Origin of the sequence: Haloferax sp. Atlit-109R, from assembly GCF_003665865.1 — an archaeon.
Classification (GTDB): Archaea; Halobacteriota; Halobacteria; order Halobacteriales; family Haloferacaceae; genus Haloferax; species Haloferax volcanii.
The window spans coordinates 1,345,807-1,362,896 of the sequence record NZ_QPLO01000001.1 but is presented as its reverse complement, the minus strand read 5'-3'; the positions used below and the strand labels follow the sequence as shown (position 1 = coordinate 1,362,896).

Annotated in this window: 16 protein-coding genes and 1 tRNA gene; 8 read left to right on the top strand and 9 right to left on the bottom strand. The window is 69.2% G+C overall.

What is annotated here, in order from left to right; translation table 11 throughout:
• Nucleotides 1-96 precede the first annotated feature (96 nt).
• The 5 genes from DVK03_RS07175 to DVK03_RS07155 all read left to right on the top strand — a co-directional run bounded on the left by DVK03_RS07175 (nt 97) and on the right by DVK03_RS07155 (nt 5,594).
• A complete protein-coding gene (locus DVK03_RS07175) occupies nt 97-1,089 on the top strand; it encodes an ABC transporter ATP-binding protein (RefSeq protein WP_115802566.1) in 993 nt (330 codons plus the stop codon).
• Nucleotides 1,086-2,957, top strand: coding sequence for an ABC transporter permease (locus tag DVK03_RS07170; RefSeq protein WP_115802565.1), 1,872 nt, complete (start codon nt 1,086-1,088; stop codon nt 2,955-2,957). Before DVK03_RS07175 ends, DVK03_RS07170 begins: the two co-directional genes overlap by 4 nt.
• The gene (locus tag DVK03_RS07165) at nt 2,950-4,008 is read left to right on the top strand and encodes an ABC transporter permease (protein WP_004063391.1); all 1,059 of its coding nucleotides are present in this window, start codon (nt 2,950-2,952) and stop codon (nt 4,006-4,008) included. The genes DVK03_RS07170 and DVK03_RS07165 overlap by 8 nt, the downstream gene beginning before the upstream one ends.
• Nucleotides 4,009-4,103: 95 nt before the next feature.
• Complete coding sequence (locus tag DVK03_RS07160; RefSeq protein ID WP_004043495.1) at nt 4,104-4,427, top strand: DUF5798 family protein; 324 nt, start codon at nt 4,104-4,106, stop codon at nt 4,425-4,427.
• Nucleotides 4,428-4,613: 186 nt separating this feature from the next.
• Entirely contained in the window at nt 4,614-5,594 is a 981-nt protein-coding gene (locus tag DVK03_RS07155) for a PLP-dependent cysteine synthase family protein (protein ID WP_115802564.1), read from the top strand.
• Between the two features lie 51 nt (nt 5,595-5,645).
• On the opposite strand, the gene DVK03_RS07150 is transcribed toward DVK03_RS07155, so the two are convergent.
• The 3 genes from DVK03_RS07150 to DVK03_RS07140 all read right to left on the bottom strand — a co-directional run bounded on the left by DVK03_RS07150 (nt 5,646) and on the right by DVK03_RS07140 (nt 7,813).
• Complete coding sequence (locus DVK03_RS07150; protein WP_004043497.1) at nt 5,646-6,065, bottom strand: CoA-binding protein; 420 nt, start codon at nt 6,063-6,065, stop codon at nt 5,646-5,648.
• Between the two features lie 94 nt (nt 6,066-6,159).
• Nucleotides 6,160-6,771, bottom strand: coding sequence for a hypothetical protein (locus DVK03_RS07145; RefSeq protein WP_004043498.1), 612 nt, complete (start codon nt 6,769-6,771; stop codon nt 6,160-6,162).
• 187 nt (nt 6,772-6,958) lie between these two features.
• Complete coding sequence (locus DVK03_RS07140; RefSeq protein WP_115802563.1) at nt 6,959-7,813, bottom strand: geranylgeranylglycerol-phosphate geranylgeranyltransferase; 855 nt, start codon at nt 7,811-7,813, stop codon at nt 6,959-6,961.
• 94 nt (nt 7,814-7,907) lie between these two features.
• Between DVK03_RS07140 and DVK03_RS07135 the strand changes: the two genes are divergently transcribed.
• Nucleotides 7,908-7,982 (top strand) — tRNA-Arg (locus DVK03_RS07135).
• A gap of 291 nt (nt 7,983-8,273) precedes the next feature.
• Entirely contained in the window at nt 8,274-9,611 is a 1,338-nt protein-coding gene (locus DVK03_RS07130) for a permease (RefSeq protein WP_115802562.1), read from the top strand.
• Nucleotides 9,612-9,712: 101 nt separating this feature from the next.
• Here the strand turns inward: DVK03_RS07130 and DVK03_RS07125 are convergent, their stop codons facing one another.
• The 6 genes from DVK03_RS07125 to mvaD all read right to left on the bottom strand — a co-directional run bounded on the left by DVK03_RS07125 (nt 9,713) and on the right by mvaD (nt 16,069).
• A complete protein-coding gene (locus DVK03_RS07125) occupies nt 9,713-10,021 on the bottom strand; it encodes a non-histone chromosomal MC1 family protein (protein ID WP_004063400.1) in 309 nt (102 codons plus the stop codon).
• 107 nt (nt 10,022-10,128) lie between these two features.
• On the bottom strand, nt 10,129-11,133 hold the full coding sequence (locus tag DVK03_RS07120) for a phosphotransferase family protein (RefSeq protein WP_115802561.1): 1,005 nt from the start codon (nt 11,131-11,133) through the stop codon (nt 10,129-10,131).
• Between the two features lie 97 nt (nt 11,134-11,230).
• On the bottom strand, nt 11,231-11,923 hold the full coding sequence (locus DVK03_RS07115; RefSeq protein WP_004063412.1) for an HAD family hydrolase: 693 nt from the start codon (nt 11,921-11,923) through the stop codon (nt 11,231-11,233).
• 87 nt (nt 11,924-12,010) lie between these two features.
• Complete coding sequence (locus tag DVK03_RS07110; protein ID WP_115802560.1) at nt 12,011-13,720, bottom strand: histidine kinase N-terminal 7TM domain-containing protein; 1,710 nt, start codon at nt 13,718-13,720, stop codon at nt 12,011-12,013.
• Between the two features lie 165 nt (nt 13,721-13,885).
• On the bottom strand, nt 13,886-15,019 hold the full coding sequence (locus tag DVK03_RS07105; RefSeq protein WP_115802559.1) for an NAD(P)/FAD-dependent oxidoreductase: 1,134 nt from the start codon (nt 15,017-15,019) through the stop codon (nt 13,886-13,888).
• 75 nt (nt 15,020-15,094) lie between these two features.
• Nucleotides 15,095-16,069: a phosphomevalonate decarboxylase MvaD gene (gene mvaD, locus DVK03_RS07100; protein WP_006600310.1), complete on the bottom strand. Its 975-nt coding sequence runs from the start codon at nt 16,067-16,069 to the stop codon at nt 15,095-15,097.
• Between the two features lie 573 nt (nt 16,070-16,642).
• On the opposite strand from mvaD, the gene DVK03_RS07095 reads away from it, so the two are divergent.
• Complete coding sequence (locus tag DVK03_RS07095) at nt 16,643-17,083, top strand: SRPBCC family protein (protein WP_115802558.1); 441 nt, start codon at nt 16,643-16,645, stop codon at nt 17,081-17,083.
• Nucleotides 17,084-17,090: the final 7 nt, after the last annotated feature.

Genomic DNA, 17,090 nt, shown 5'->3' with positions numbered 1-17,090 from the left:
CGGGGCGGCGAAACTGTTGCCCCGCGAAGGGGAAGGCTATCAATCCTGAAACCCTGCGCGAACGCTTTTTATGCCGTCCCGCGTGAAACTCTCTCAATGATTACGGTCGAGAACCTGCGGAAGACCTACGGCGACTTCCCCGCCGTCGTGGGAAGCGACTTCTCGGTCGAGTCGGGCGAGGTGTTCGGCATCGTCGGCCCCAACGGCGCGGGGAAGACGACGACGCTGAAGATGCTCGCCGGACTCGTCGAACCGACCGGCGGGTCGGCGTCGGTGCTCGGATACGACCCCGAGGAGCCGGCGATGCGGCGCAAACTCGGCTTTCTCCCCGAGGAGTCGCCGCTGTACGAGGACATGACCGCGCGGTCGTATCTCCGATTCTTCGCCGACCTCTACGACGTGCCCCGCGACGTGGCCGACGAGCGCACCGGCGCGGTGCTCGACCGCCTCGACCTCGAATACCGCGACCGCCGACTCGGGGACATGTCGAAGGGGATGAAGCGCAAGGTCGCCATCGCCCGGTCGCTCGTCAACGACCCCGACCTGCTCATCTACGACGAACCGGCCAGCGGCCTCGACCCGCTGACGACGAACGTCGTCTTGGAGTTCGTCCGCGAACTCCGCGACGAGGACAAGACCGTCGTCTTCAGCGCGCACAACCTCTTTCACGTCGAGTCCATCTGCGACCGCGTGGTCATCATGAACCGCGGGGAAATCATCGCCCGCGGGACGGTCCCCGAGATTCGCGCGGAACACGGCGAGACGACCTACCGCGTGTTCACGACCGTCCCGCTCGCGGAGACCCTGCCCGCCGACGACGAAATCGACGGTGAGGAGCGCCACGTCGCCGTCGTCGACGAGATGTCGGCCGTCGAGTCGCTCCGCGAGCGCGCCGAGGCCGCCGGCGGCCGCGTCGCCGACATCCGAACCGACGAGGCGTCGCTGGAGGACATCTTCCTCCGCCTCGCCCGCGAGGCACCGACGACGAGCGAAGCCGAGGGCGGCCGCGGGCGGGCCGCTGACGGCGAGCGCGAGTACGCCGACGACGAGCGCGAACAGCGCGTCGCCGGAGGTCGCGGGCAGTCGTGACCGACCTCCGAACCCGACTCGTCGCGCACGCCCGGACTATCCTCCGCATCGCCCGCTGGGAGGTGTCGCGCTCGGCGGGGACGCTCGACCGCCGGACCGCCGCAATCGGTCTCGTCGCCGTCCTCGTCGCCGGCGGCATCGCGGCCGGGGCGGCGGGCGGCGGGGTCGCGCTCGACCGCGACCTCTACCGCGTCGGCATCGCCGGCGACAGCCCCTACTACGACGCCGTCGACCAGTCATCCACGCTCGACCCGCGGCCCGTCTCGGACCCGAACGTCGAACTCGTCGTCAGCGAGACGCACGTCTCGGTCGTCGACACGCAGACCGGCCGGGCCGCCTACGCCGCGTTCCGCGACGCGGTCCGGTCGTACAACGAACGACAGATGGCCCGCGAGGAGAACCGGTCGGCCGCGTTCCCGGTCGTCGTGGACCTCCAGTACCGCGAGCGCGACGCGCTCGTCCCGGCCGGAAGCCGCGTCGACGGCGGCGCGGGCGGGGGTGGTGGTGGAGCCGGAACCGGTGACGGCGGCGGAGCCGACGCCGGAACCGGAGCCGGGAGCGGCGCGTCCGGTGCCGGTGACGGTGCGGGCGGGACAGCCGGCGGCGGCCCGGACGCGTCCGACGCCGCGGCGGCCGACGACGGCAGCGTCGACGCCCCGTCGCTCGGCGGGATGGCGGGCCTCTTCGGCGGCGACACCAGCGGGTCGCCGGCGAGCATCAGCCCGCCGTTCCCGTTCGCCTCGCTCGTCCTCGCCTTCGCCTTCCTCGTGCCGATGAACTTCGTGATTCAGGCCTACGGGTCGAGCGTCCTCAACGAGCGCATCAACCGCCGCGGCGAACTGCTCCTCGTCGCGCCCATCTCGCCGGGCGACATCGTCGCCGGCAAGACGCTCCCGTACCTGCTCGGGACGGTCGCGATAACCGTCGCCATCGCGGCGGCGGTCGGCGGCGGCGTCGTCTCGGTGGCCGCGGTCGTCCCCGTCGGCCTCCTGTTCCTCGCGTCGACGTTCGTCGGCGCGATGTTCGCCCGGTCGTTCAAGGAACTCACGTTCGTCACGGTGACGGTGTCGGTGTTCCTGACGACGTACACGTTCGTCCCGGCCATCTTCACGAACGTCACGCCCATCGCGCTCATCTCGCCGCTGACGCTCGTCGTGCGCGACCTCGCGGGCGAGTCGATTCCGCTCGGCGAGTTCCTGTTTTCCGTCGGGCCGATTCTCCTTGCCGCGGCCGTGTTGTTCCTCCTCGGCGTCGGCGTCTACCGCGAGGAGGACATGTTCACCCAGCGACCGGTCCCGCTGAAGTTCCTCGACGCGCTCGACAGTCGCATCTCGCGGGCGCGCTCGGTTGCGACCCTGTCGGCGCTGTCGATTCCGTTCGTCTTCATCGCGGAACTGCTGGCCATCGCCGTGCTGTTCGTCCTCCCGGTGGACCTGACCGTCCCGATGGTGCTCGTCGCGGTCGCGGTCATCGAGGAGTTGGCAAAGAGCCTCCACGTCCTCGCCGCCTTCGAGAAGGCGCGCTTTTCGCGGACGCTCCGGTCGTCGCTCGTCCTCGGCGGGCTCTCCGGCCTCGGCTTCTTCGTCGGCGAGAAGTTCACCGCCATCGCTCAACTCGCCGGGTTGCAGTCGCTCACGCTCGGCCAGACCGCCTTCGCGCCCTCCGGCGTCGGCATCGCCGGCGGCACCGGCGTGAGCGCCCTCGTCGTCCTCGGGCTGTTCCTCGCGCCGCTCGTGCTCCACGCGGTGACCGCCAGCGTGACCGCCTTCGGGGCGAGTCGGGGGCGCTCGGCCTACGGCGTTGCGCTCGTGGGTGCAATCGCCATTCACCTCGGCTACAACCTTCAGGTGGTGAACGCCCTTGGGTAGCCCGCGACTCGCCATCGCCCGGCGCGAACTCGGCAGTCTCCGTAAGGAAAAAACCATCGTGCTGGCGCTGGCTATCCAGCTGTTCGTCGCGGCGTTCTCGTCGTTCCTCGTCGTCGGCCTCGTCTCGCTGTACGACCCCGGCGCGGCGAGCTATCAGGTGGACGTGGCCGTCGCGGGCGACGAGGAGGCCGTCGAGGACCTGCTTCGCGCCGTCGGGACCGAAGACGGGCTCAGCGGGCGACCGTACGCCTCCACGTCGGCCGCGATGACGGCGTTCCACGAGCGGGAGGTCGATGCCGTCTTAGAGGCGTCCGCGGGAGAGGACGGCAGGATACGGGTCGCGGCGGTCGCGCCCGACACGGGCGTGGAGACGACGGCGGTCGTCACCCGCCTCCGCGACGCGCTCCGCGAACTGGAGCGCACCGAGCGCGCGGAACGGCGCGCGTTCCTCGAAACGGACCCGCTTTCCCTCCCGCCGGCGGCGGAGTCGAGCCCGTACTTCGGCTTCACCTACACCGTGCTCGTCCCGCTGTTGTTGTTCCTGCCCGTGTTCATCTCGGGGTCGCTGGTGGTCGACTCGCTCACGGAGGAGGTCGCCCGCGGGACGCTCGAACTCCTCCGAGTCGCGCCCGTGAGCTTCGCGGCCGTCGTGGACGGGAAGCTCCTCGCGGCCGGCGGACTGGCTCCGGTGCAGGCCGTCGCGTGGATGCTGCTCCTCCACCTGAACGGGACGGCCATCGAGAGCGTGCCCTGGCTGTTCGGCATGGTCGCCGGGCTCTCGGCCGTCGTCGTCACCCTCGGCGCGGCGGTGGCGATTACGTCGCCCGACCGCCGGGTCGCACAGCTCCTGTACTCCATCGGCGTGCTCCTCGTCTTCGCGGGCACGTCGTTGCTGCCGCTGAACCCCGCGAACACGGCCGCGCGACTGGCGCTCGGGACCGCGGGCGTCGGCGCGAGAGCCGCCGTCGCGGGGCTCGTCTTCGTCGGCGTCGTCGCGCTCGTCGGCCTCCGGGTCGTCGTCGACCGGGTGGACCCGAACGAACTCGGCTGAGACCCGGTGTCTCCACCCGCTCTCGGTGTTCGTGGCCGGTTTTCTCGCGACACCGCACCGGAAGTCGTACAAGCCCCGAGTCCGAGAGGCGACACATGGCACTCGGAGGCACCGCGAAGAAGCTCCAGAAGGTCGCAGAGATGGCCGAAGACGTGTACAAGAAGCTCAACGAACTGCGCGAGCAGGTCGTCGAGGTCCGCGAGACGGTCAACGAGACGAAGTCGCGCGTCGACCGGCTCGAAGCCGAGAACGCCGAACAGCGGGCGATTCTCGAAGCCATCGCGGAGGAACAGGGCGTCGACCTCGACGCCGCCATCGCGCAGGCGCACATCTCCGAGGCCGAGGACGACGCGGCCGGCGACGAGACCGCCGACGCCGATGCCGACGCGTCGAGTGACGCCACCACCGACGACGCGTAAGCACGCCGACTCTCCGACGCTCCCCGTTTTCTGTCGGTTTCGCACCCAGCCCTAGCCTCGTCTCGGAGTCCCCGAGAGACGACTGTGCTCGACCGACTCGGCTCGACTCACCCACGCACCGACCTCCGACGAAGGGGAGACAACGGGATGAAAACGTTCAGGGTCAGGGGCAACTTTTGCCCGCGTATGACCACGCACCGCGAACCCTTCGACTCGGTGCTCGACACCGTCGGGGAGACGCCGCTCGTCAGGGTCCACGCGTCGCCCGACGAAGTGCCCGTCTACGCGAAGCTCGAATCGTTCAATCCGGGCGCGAGCGTCAAAGACCGCATCGGGAAGTACATGCTCGAACGGATGCTCGAATCCGGCGAACTCCCCGATGGCGGCACCATCGTCGAGCCGACCGCCGGCAACACCGGCATCGGCTTCGCCGTCGCGGCCGGACAGCTCGGCATCCGCGCGGTGTTCGTCGTCCCCGAGCGGTTCAGCGTCGAAAAACAGACGCTCATGCGCGCGCTCGGAGCCGACGTGGTGAACACGCCCACCGAAGACGGGATGGGCGGCGCTATCGACCGCGCCCACAAGCTCGCCGACGAACTCGACGACGCCGTCGTCCCCCAGCAGTTCTCCAACCCGCTCAACCCCGAGGCGCACTACGAGACGACCGCGCCCGAGGTGTACGACGCGCTCGACGGCGAGGTCGGCGCGCTCGTCGCCGGCTGCGGTACCGCGGGCACGCTGATGGGGATGGCGCGCTACGGCCGCGAGCGCAACGAAGACACGTTCGTCACCGCCGTCGAACCCGAGGGGTCGCTCTACGCCCGGCTCCACGGCCGCGACGTGGCGGAGGCGTCGTACAAGACCGAGGGCATCGGCACGCACGACCCCGCGACGAACGAGCTGTTCGACCCCGAGTTGGTGGACGAAATCGTCCAAATCGCCGACCGCGACACTCACGACGAGATGCAGCGCCTCGCCGCCGAGGAAGGCCACCTCGTCGCGTCGAGCGCCGCCGCCAACTCGCTGGCCGCCATCGACGTGGCCGAGCGCGCCGCCGCCGGCGACCTCGACCTCCCGCACGACGCCGTGGTCACGGTCTTCCCCGACTCCTCGGAGCGATATCTCTCGAAGGGCGTCTACGGCGACTTCGAGTCGTGGGAAGGGTAGAACAGGCCGGCCGGAAGCTGACTCCGGTCGAATCGCCGGTTCAGCGGGCGCTCAGGCGAGCCGCGAGTGCTCGACCTTGAAGCACTTGTCCTGAACGAACGAGAGTCCAGCTTCCTCGGCGCGGGCGGCCGCGTCGTCGTCGCGGATGCCGAGTTGGAGCCAGACCGCCTCCACGTCGCCGCGGTCGGCGGCGCGCTCGATTGCGGCGTCGACGATGTCGCCCGCCTCCTCGGACGGTCGGAACACGTCCACGAGGTCGACGTCTTCGTCCACGTCGGCCAGCGAGTCGTACGCCGTCTCGCCGAGGATTTCGTCGTGGAAGGGGTTGACCGGGACGACGCGGTAGCCGTGGCGCTGCATGTACGCCGGGATGTCGTGGGCGGGCTTGCCGGCCGTGGCCGAACAGCCGACGACCGCGATGGTCTCGGCGTCGAACAGCGCGCGGATGTCGTCGTCGCTGGTGATGGGCATACCTACGACGTGGCCGTCTGCGGATAAAAACGTCAGGCGGCTGTGCGGCGCGGCCGCCGTCCCAGTCCCCAGTCCGGCGCGCGCGCCGAACCGGCTAGTGGTCCGCGATGCGGATGTCCGGCGGCGCGTCCTCGTGGGTCGTGATGATGCCGTCGAACAGCTGTTTGATGGTGTTCATCGTCCGGTCGTCGTGAGCGTCGGCGTCGATGGTGAACACGCCGAGGCCGCCCACGCTCTGGATGCGGCCGGTGAACACGTGCAGAAACCGAAAGACGGTCTGGAGGTCGGCGTACATCAGCAGCGTCGAAAGCGAGTGGAGCATGATGCGGTTCTCCGGCAGCCCGCGGTCCTGGTAGTACTCCTGGAGGATTTCCGAGAGCTTGATTCCGATTCCGGTCATGTCGACCGGCGACGACGTGTACCGGATTCGGTCATCGTCGCGGACCTCGCCGACGCCCTGCTGTTTCGTGACGCAGTCGACGACCGCGACGGGCTTGCCCTCGTAGTCGAGTCGCTTGCCGAAGTCGTTGAGGATGCGGTCCGCGCCGTCTTTGGTCGTGACGATGACCGCCCCTTCACCGCTCCGGGTCCCCTCCGCGAGGATGTCGAGCGCCAGCGAACGCTTGCCGGTCAACGCCGGTCCGACGAGGAGGAGGTTCGTGCCCGGTTCGACCTCGACGTCGAGATCAGCGCCCAGATTATACATACAGGTACCTCGGCTCGATGTCGTCGACTCCGAGGAACGCGCTCGCGTGACGCTTCCGCTCGCCGGGGGTCATCGGATAGTACGATGATACAGTGAGCCGGTAATATTCTTTTTGATTGGAGGATCGAACAGTTCCGGCTCGTCGGGGCGTTCTCCGGGAACTTGCCGATTGTCCGTCCAGGATCACTTATAAGAGACTTCCCGCTGGCGCCGTCGCCCGTCCGAGGATGAACGCGAACGCCGCCAAGAACATCCCGTGTTTGAGTCGGCGCTGGGCCGCGGCCGGATTACCGAACGACTGCGCGGTGGCGGCGAGCATGAGCGCGTCGGCGGGGACGACCACGCCGAGATACGCCAGTCCGAACTCCCCCCGGACGAACGGCACCGCGCTCGCGCCGACGGCGACCACGAGGACGACCGCGCCGAGCCACAGCGACGCCGCCTCGCCGACGACGATGGGGAGTGTCCGAAGCCCCTCTTCTCTGTCGCCGCCGATGTCCTCGACGTCTTTGACGATTTCGCGGGTCAGCGTCGCCAGTGCGGCGAGCACACAGAGGACGGCCGCGCCCAACGGTTCGCCGATGGCCGCGCCGCCGAACAGGAACGTCGAGCCGGTGAGCGCGGCGACGACGACGTTGCCGACGCCCGGGAGACCCTTGAAGAACTCCGTGTACGCGAGGAGCGCGACGAGGTTGACCACGGCGATGGCGATGGCGACGACCGGGAGGACGAGCGCCGAGACGACCGCGCCGCCGAACAGCGCGACGCTGAACCACTTGGCCTCGGGCGCGGTCACCGCGCCGCGGGGAATCGGACGGTCCGGGCGATTGATGCGGTCGATATCGCGGTCGAAGTAGTCGTTGATGGCGTTGCCCGCGCCCGTGGCGAACACGGTGGCGAGCATCGCCGCGACGACGACGAGCGCGTCGCTCGGTGACGCCCCGGCGACGAACGCCCCGGTGAACGTGAGAACGCCCGCGGCGACCGCGTTTCCCGGCCGGGTGAGTTCCGCGAACCCGCGTGCCCGCGTTCCGAGAGACATACCACGTACTGTTCGGAGACCGCGTATAAATCGCGCGGAGTCGCCGCCCCGAATCAATCCATTTAAAACAGTCCACGACAGACGAAGTCATGTAGGGCGCTTAGCTCAGTCTGGACAGAGTGCTTGGCTTCGGACCAAGTTGCCACGGGTTCAAATCCTGTAGCGCCCATGATTTTTCGAGGAACTTGGTGACGAGCGGAATCTGGGCCGAAGGAGTTGAACCAGGGAGCGAAGGGAGTGAGCGACTGCGGTTCACAATCTTCTGGGTCAAGAGAATCGCCCGCCATCGCACGCATCACGCACCTTCCGAGCAGTCGTTGGAGTCGTCGCACCGGCGCTCGGCTTTCCGCTCCAAAATCGACGGCGGACTCGACTTCACAACCCAAAATCGCGTCGCGCCGGAACCCCGATTCTGCTAGGCACAATCCAGTTAGGTACGGCTCCCCTCATACTCAATCACATGGACCGGAGCGAATACGCGATACTCACGGTCATCGCACTCGCGACGGTCGGACTCGGCGTATTCACGACCACACAACCGCTCGGGACGTTCTTCGTCGAGAGCGCCCGGGAGGCGCTTTCCACCACCGCGGCCATGGCGTGGGTGACGTGGTGGGCGCTCGTCGTCGGCTTCGCCATCGCCGGCGGCGTGGAGGCGTGGACCTCGGGCGAGGAGGTCTCGGAGCTACTGGAGGGCCACGGCCCGCGCGAAATCGGCTACGGCTCGCTGTTCGGCTTCGTCTCCTCGTCGTGTTCCTACAGCGCCATCGCCACCGCGAAGAACCTGTTCAAGAAGGGCGGGTCGGCGGCGGCGACCCTCGGGGCGTTCATGTTCGCCTCGACCAACCTCGTCATCGAAATCGGCGCGGTCATCTGGATTCTGCTCGGCTGGCAGTTCCTCGTGGCCGACATCCTCGGCGGGTTCATCCTCATCGGGCTGATGGCGTTCGGTTTCGTCTACCTCGTGCCCGACGAGGTGGTCGAACAGGCCCGACAGAACGTCCAAGACGAGGGCACCGAGACCGTCCGCGACCCCGTCTGCGGGATGGAGGTGAACCCCGAGGAGACGGAGTACTCCGTCGAACACGACGGGCGGACGTTCTACTTCTGTTCGAAGTCGTGTAAGGAGAGCTTCGACCCCGAGGAGGCCAACACGACGGTTCGCGAGCAGGCCACGTCGCTGTCGGGGTGGAAGGCGCTCGCCGACAAGCAATGGAAGGAGTGGGGGATGCTGTGGGACGAAATCGCCATCGGGTTCGTCTTCGCCGGCCTCATCGCCGGGTTCATCCCCGAGTCGGTGTGGACCTCGGTGTTCTCGGGGCCGACGTTCGGGCTGCCGGTGTACGTCTTTTGGACCGCGGTCCTCGGGGCCGTCATCGGCGTCGCCACCTTCGTCTGCTCGGTCGGGAACGTCCCGTTCGGAGCGGTCCTGTTCTCGAACGGCCTGCCGTTCGGGAGCGTCCTGAGCTACATCTACGCGGACCTCATCGTTCCGCCCATCATGGACGCCTACCGAGAGTACTACGGGACGACGTTCGCGGCCGTCCTCTCGGGGATGATATTCGTCGCGGCGGTCCTGACGGGCGTCATCATCCACTTCGTCTTCCTCGGCGCGGGGCTCATCCCGGCCCCCGAGAGCGTCCAAATCGCGGAGGTGAGCATCGAGGCCGACTACAAACTCGTGTTGAACGTGTTCGCGACCGGCCTGTTCGGCGTCCTCTACTGGCTCCACCGCTCGGAGTCAGTTGGTGATGACGGCCACGGCGGTCACGGCGAGGCGGCGCAGGCCGGCGACTGAGCCGTCGGAGCGCGTGCGCGACGCACGTCCGAAACGCCCGAAAAACCGAAACAGCCCGAAAAACCGAAGCCGGGGTCCACCGGCCCCGCCGAACCCCCGGCTTACGCTTCGAGGTGCTCGATGCCCTGCTTCGAGACGTTCGCCCGGGTGACGTGGTCGTCCATCCACTCGGGGGCGTCGTCGTCTTTCTCCTCGGTCCACGCCCAGCCCTCGTAGATGTGGACGCGGTCGGTTCCGCGCTCGCGGAGCCTGAGCGTCGCCTTCCCGTCGATGTCGTCGGGGCTGGGTGCGGGATGGAGCCGGCGGGCGGCCTTCAGCGCCGCCTGCCGGGGATACGTTCCGCTGAACACGCTCGTCTCCTCGCCGTCCTCGACGAGGACGAAGTTTCGCTTGCCGTCTTCTCGTACCATGCGTGCCTATACCACGCACTCCGAATTAGTAGTTCGTGTCGCCGCGACGGTCACAGCGCGCCGTCGACGGGGCGGTTCGTCCCGGTCGACGCCACTCCCCCCACGACTCACAACCACGCGTCGAGTCGCGCTCGGTGGAAGTCGACCGCGGCCGCGCCGGTTCGCTCGGGGTAGCCGGGGCGGGTCACCTCGCCCGCCGAATCGACGGCCGAGTGGACGACGGCGGCGACCCGATAGGCGCGCGGGACCGGCGGGAGCGGCCGGACCGACTCGTAGCCCGCGCGGAACGCCCGGCGGAGCGGCGCGCCGTCTTCGACGTACCAGTCAGCGACGAGGTGTTCGACTTTGGCGACGGCGAGTCCCGGCGCGGCGGCCATCGGCTGTCCCCAGTCGAGGACGGCCGAGACCCGGTCGTCCTCGACGAGCGCGTTCCCCGGTCTGAAGTCCCACGGATAGAGCCGCGCCGGCGGGTTCGCGGGGAGCGACGCGGCCGCGACGGCGTCCGCTAACCGCTTTCGACACCCGTCGAACGCGGCCGGGAGCGCGGCGATTCCCTCGCGGGCGTAGGCGGAGAACCACGCCTCCCAATCGCTGTCGTCGGCGCTCGCGGCGTCGAATCCGCGGTTGGTCGCCGGTTCCGATTCGAACCCGGCTCCGCCCGCGGTCGCTTCGCCACCGTCGGCTCGCTGTCCGCCGCGAGGAGAGCCCGCAAGCCGACCGTAGCCGTCGAAAGTGAACTGTTCGTGGAGCTGGCCGAGGCCGACGCCGAACGACCGGGCGACCCGCCGCTGGGCCGTCGCATCGAGCGAGACGAACCGCTCGTGGAGTTCGTCGCCGGCGGCGCGCTCCGTGACGACGTAGCCGGCCCCGTCGAGCGCGCCCGACGCGAGGACGTGGGGGACCGGAATCGACGTGCGCTCGCGGACCGCCCGCGAGAGGGCGGCTTCGACGGCCAGCGCCGCGGCGTCGGCCGCCGTCTGGACGACGACTTCCCCGCCGTCGGCGAACGTCGCGACCGCGGTTTGCTTGTGGTTCCCGTTCGGAACGCTGGCCGTCGCCGCGACGCGTCGCTCGGGGAACTCGCGGGCGAGCACGCCCTCGACGGGGTTCATGGAACCACTCTACGGGTGACGCGAACAAAGGTCCAGCGGACGGCTCGCGGCGGCCGATGGCGATGGCGATGGCGACGGCGACGCCGCGGGAGCCGAGTCACGGCCCGCCGTCGAGAATCGTCGAGAACTCGGTGAGCGACCGGAGGACGTACGCCGGGGCGTACGAGGTCGGGTCCGGGTCGCCTTCGTCGCCCGTCTCGACCGGGCACCACGCGGCGTCGAGACCGGCGCGGTGGGCTCCGTCCACGTCGAACTCCAGCGAGTCGCCGACGTGGAGGCTCGCGTTCGCCTCGGCGTCGAGGTCGGAAAGCGCCCGGTCAAACGGGTCGGGGTGGGGCTTTCGCCGCGGCATGTCGCCCGCGAAGACGACCGCGTCGAACGCGTCGGCGATGCCGAGCGCGTCGAGTTTGACGGCCTGCCGCCGCTCGGGACCGTTGGTGACGAGGCCGACCGACGCGTGGTCGCGGGCGGCGGCGAGCGCGGCCTCGGCACCGGGGCGAAACGAGACCGCCGAGTGGTCGACCGTCTCGACGAATCCGCGGGCCAGCGCCCGAACGTCGACCCCCTCGCGGTCGTGTTTGGCCGCGACGCGCTCGAAGCCGTCGGCGAGGTAGCCCTCGTGGTCGTCGTGGTCCGGCGGGCCGTCGAGGGCGGCCCAGAGGTCCGACGGCTCGCCGAAGCGGTCGAGACCGGCGGCGTCGAACGCGCCGGCGTAGATGGTCTCGCCGCTCTGGTCGTTCGTACAGAGCGTGTTGTCGAGGTCGAAGAGAATCGCGTCGAACGGTGCCACACGCTCTCTTGGAGCGGCGGCGATAAAACCTCGTCCACGAGCGACGCCGACCGCGGCGGCGACGGTCCCCGAGTCGAACGGGGCGGCTCAGTCTGCGGCCTCGACGGTCGCGAGCGGGAGTTCGATGACGAAGACGCTTCCCCGCGGTTCGTTGTCCTCGATGTGGACTGCGCCGCCGAAGTTCGAGACGATGGTGTCGACGAGGTACAGGCCGGTGCCGGTGCCGGGGCTTCCCAGCCCCTTCGCGCCCTTCCCGAAGACGACCGACTTCCGGTCGTCGGCGATGCCGGGGCCGTCGTCGGCGATGCGGACGGTGACGCACTCGTCGTCCGCCGCGCCCGAGACGGCAATCGACGGGCGGTCGCGGTCGCTGTGGACGACCGCGTTCTTCAGGACGTTCGCGAACACGGAGTCGAGCAGGTCGTTGGCGAACACCGTCGCCGGCGGGAGGCTATCGACCGTGAAGGCCGCGTTCGGATAGCCCTCGCGCACGTCGTCGACGGCCTCGCGGAGCGCGTCACTGACGTCGAGGGCGCGGCGGCGCTCGTCGTCGTTCGTCGCGCGCATCAACTGTCCGAGCACGTCGGTGAGGTCCACGGTGTTGAGCGCCCGCCGGAGCGCAGTCTCCAACTGCGACCGCGCCTCGTCGGACAGCGGCTCGTGGTCGAGGACGATGTCGATGTACGCCGTCACGAGCTGCATATCGTTTCGGATGTCGTGGCGGACGATGCGGTTGAGCACCTCCAGTTCGTCGTTTCTCGACTCCAAGGCGAGTTCGTAGCGTTTCCGCGGCGTCACGTCCCGAACCGAAACCACCCACCCGAGCGGGTCGCCGGCGCGGTCCAGCGGGATGCGCGTCAGTTCGACGTAGCGCTCGCCCGCGACGAGCGCGTCGCACGTCGGGGGGTCGCCGGCGAGGTCGTCGTAGTTCGGGAGAGCCTCACTCGCCGGGCGACCGAGGAGCGGGTCGTCGGCTCCCAAGAGGGGCCGGACGTGGTCGTTGACGTGGACGACGACCTCGTCGGCGTCGAGGACGACAAGCCCGTCGGTCGAGTGCGCGCCGGCGGCCGCGTAGGCGAGCGGGAGGATGTCGAGGAGCTTGTAGCGGTAGACGGCGATGCCGAACGTCACCGCGGGCACCGCGAGCGAGGCGGGGATGAGGTTGACGCCGCCGGCGAGCGGCGGCGAGTCGGTGAGTTCGAGCGCGGCGACGACCGACGGCACGACCATCCCGACGAGGAGGAGCGTCGCCTGCGTCCGGTAGGGGCGGTCGAGTTCGAGGGCGTACTGGCCGATGACGCCGAGCCCGAGAAACAGGAGCACGAAGGCGTAGACGAGGCCGAACACGCTCACCGGGCCGTCGGTGACGGAGAGCGTCACCCCACCGTCGACGGCCGACAGCTCCCAGCCGGTGTAGCCGAGTTCCAGCGGGTTGGTAAAGAGGACGACGAGGAACACCGCGGGGACGACGTACAGCGCCGCGACGACCTGCCGGTCGAGCAGTTCCCGCCGGTCGGTGTACGCGAGGGCGAAGACGAAAAACGCCGGCGCGGCCGTCATCGCACCGACGTGGAGGAGCTTGTAGGCGAGCAGTTTCGCGCCGGGGGCGACGAGAAACAGCTTGACCGCCGTCGTCGCGGTCCAGAAGGCGACGGCGGCCGTCAGCACGGCGAACGAGACGACCGTCGGGTTCCGCCCCCGGCGGCGGACGGACTGGAGCGCGTAGCCCGAGAGGATGGCGGCGACGACCGCCGCGAACACCATCGGGTAGGCGTACACGCTGTGCTGCCAGTTCATCGAGCGCCTCGCTCGGCGGTCACGTCGCGAATCGCGGCCTCGCCGGCGCAGTCTCGGTCGTTCCCGGTATCGTCGGTGATAGCTGGAGATACTCCGGCATCGGATAAAGAACTTCTCAGGGTCGGGCCGGCGGACCGCGGGAGCGGGTCGCCCGCCGCCGACCCGTCAGGCGTGCAGTTCCTCGTCGACGAGGTCGACCGCCCGCGAAATCGCGCCGACCGAGGTGAGATGGCCCGCCCCGACGGTGGCTTTCATGGCCTTCGCGGCCTTCCCGCGGAAGATGCTCGGGCCGACCTGCGCGACCGCGCCGTCACCGACCGAGACAATCCAGCCGGGGACTTCGAAGCGATACGGGTCGGGCCGCGGGGCGAACTCGTCTTCGTCGCCGCCGGTCTCGAACTCGACCTGCGCGGCGATGTTGCCGGCGACGGTCTTCGCCTCGCGGAGCGCCGCGGAGGCGCTCGCCGGCACGGGCTCGCCGTCGGCGTCGACCGCGCGGGCCGCGTCCCCGACGACGAACGTCCGCCGGTCGAGACGGAGGTCCGCCCTGACGGCGGGGCGCTCGCCGCCCATCGCGTCGTCGCCGGCGATGCCGCCGGTCCAGACGAGCAGGTCGTAGTCGATGTCGCCGGTGTCCGCCTCGACGGTCGCGTCCGTCACCGATTCGACGGTCGTCTCGGTCCGAATCTCGACGCCCCTGTCGAGGAGTTCGTCGCGGACCGCCCGCCGGAACGACGCGTCGAACGACGGCGCGACGGCGTCCAGTTGCTCGACGAGGACGATATCGGCGTGCGCGCCCTCCTCGTCGCGGAGCGCGGCGAGTTCGCCCGCGACCTGCACGCCAGACAGCCCCGCGCCGCCGACGACGACGGTGCCGCCCTCGTCGCAGTCGTCGAAGAAGCGCGTGCGGATGGTTTCGGCGTCCGCGACGCGCTTCAGCGGGACCGAGTGGGCTTCGAGGCCGGGGATGCCGTAGTAGGCGGTCTGCGCGCCCAGACAGACCGCGCAGTAGTCGTAGCCGAGGGCGTCGCCGGCGGCCAGTTCGACGGTTCGCGCGTCGCGGTCGACGCCGGTCACGCGGTCGACGACGACCTCGGCGCGGTCGAGCGCCTCGTCGAGGGGGACCTGAATCGCGTCGGCGACCGCCGGCCGCCGAATCGCGCGGTGGACTTCGTGTTGGACGAGGTGGTGCGGGGAGTCGTTCACCACGGTCAGGTCGGCGTCGGCGGGGAGTCGGCGTTCGAGGTCGCGGGCGAGCGTGAGGCCCGCGTACCCGGCACCGAGAACCAGGACACGCATGGCTGTTCCGTCGGGCGCGAGAGAAAAGAGGGTGACGGCGGTCGCGGGCGCGGTACGCGGCGGTCGGCCGCGCGCTCAGAACAGCGCCTCGGACTCGTCGAGCACCTCGGCGGGGCCGCCGACGCCCCACACGTCGGTCTCGACGCCGCAGTCCGCGACGGCTTCCTCGACGCGGTCGACGTGCTCCTCGGTCGTGTTGATGTAGACGCTCGCGCCGGTGTCGGTCGAGAAGTAGACCGGCACGTCCTCCTCGTTTCGGAGCCTGCGGACGGCGTTGAAGACGGCGATGGTGCGCGGTTGCCAGTACACCCAGCCGGCGGGGCCGGTCATCGTCGTCGCCGCGAGCGACAGCGAGTCGTGCTCCGCGAGTTCGAAGGCGGCGTCGAAGTCGCCGTCGTACAGCGCGTCGCGCATGTCGTCTATCTGGGCGTGGATGTGGGCCATCCGCGCCTGGAACATGTGGCTGTCGGCGGCCTCGGCGTGGGCCTGCTCGGTCTCCTTGTAGGCGGGGACGTGCGCGGCGACGATGCGCAGGTCGTCTTCGAGGTCGGTCTCGATGCGCTCGGAGCGGCAGTCGGTGTCGTTCATTCCCGAGTAGAGGTGCGAGAACGCGCCCGTGACGGCGCGGGCGGCGGACGCCGACCCGCGGCGGGCGATAGTCGAGACTTCGGGGCGCGTCATGTCGAGGTCGGCCGCCTCGGAAAGCGCCATCGCGGCCGCGGCGAACCCGGACGCCGACGACCCGAAGCCGATGTTCGATGGGAAGGAGTTCTCGCTTTCCAGTCGGACCCGGTGGTCGAAGCCGGCCAGCTCGCGGACCCGGTCGACGACGGCTTGGATGCGCTCCGCGCCGCGGCCCTCGACTGCCTCGCCGCCGATGACGTAGACGTCCTCGTCGGCGTCGGGGCGGAACTCGACGGTCGTCTGCGTGTGGCTCGGTGCCGTGCAGACGCTGATGCTGTCGTGGTACGGCATTCGGCGCTCCGTGTCTCGCATCCCGTGATACTTCACGAGGCCCTGAATCGGGTGGGCCTTGGCGGTGGCCTTCATGTTCGAACGCCCGTCGGACTCGGGGTTAAACGTCCCGATAGGCGTCGGCTCCGGCGGCTCACGGTGAAAATCGGTCGGAAATCGAGTGCGCGCCGGCGGGACGGCCGGCGCGGGTCGGTCGCAATCGGTGCGCAGGAAGGTGGCACGGTCTCCCTCTCCCGCGGGAGACGGTCGAGTTCGATGCAGTCGGTCGGTTGTGTGTGTGTCGTCGTATCGTGGTGACGGTATCGTGGTTGAGTAGCTGGATTCGCTCCGATTGGTTGGTTAGTCGGTTCGTTACGGTGCAGTCGGTTCGTTACGATGCAGTCGGTTCGTTACGATGCGGTCGGTTTGTTGCTGTTCGTCGTCGTGCGAGTGGTTCTGCCCGGCTTATTCCGTGGACTCGGATTCGTGCCCTCGCTCCCAGACGTTCGTGACGCTCTCGCCTGTGGGCGGTGTGTGGCTGACGTCTCGCATCGTCGCATTCGGGCGGTCACTTGTGTTGCTCATGTGTTGCCTTGGTAGTTGCTACCACGATTCGTGGATAAAGATTTCGGCGGTGTTATATTACGACTTATTAGCATACTAGGAGATATGAGGGGAGCGTCGAGTCGGACCCGAACGCGCGTGGAGCGAACGCCTGGCGGGCGTCGTCTGGTCGTCTCTCGGCGGATTTCGGCTCCCGCGGCGGCGGCGTGGGACGTGTTGGTGTCGGTCGCAGACTGGCCCGACTGGGGACCGAGCGTGTCGGGCGTCCGCGGCGTCGACGGAGGAATCGAGGCGGAGAGTCGCGGCGAGGTCCGCGTCGCCGGCGTCTGGGTCCCGTTCAGCATCGAGACGTGCGACGACGAGTCCCGTCGGTGGACGTGGCGCGTGGCCGGCGTACCGGCGACGGGGCACCGCGTCGACCCGGTCGGTCCCGAACGATGTTCGGTTTCGTTCGAAGTTCCCGTGCTCGCGGGGCCGTACGCCGCGGTCTGTGCGGTCGCGCTGCGCCGAATCGAGCGACTCGCGAAGCGGCGCGCTCGCGGGTGAGGCGGGC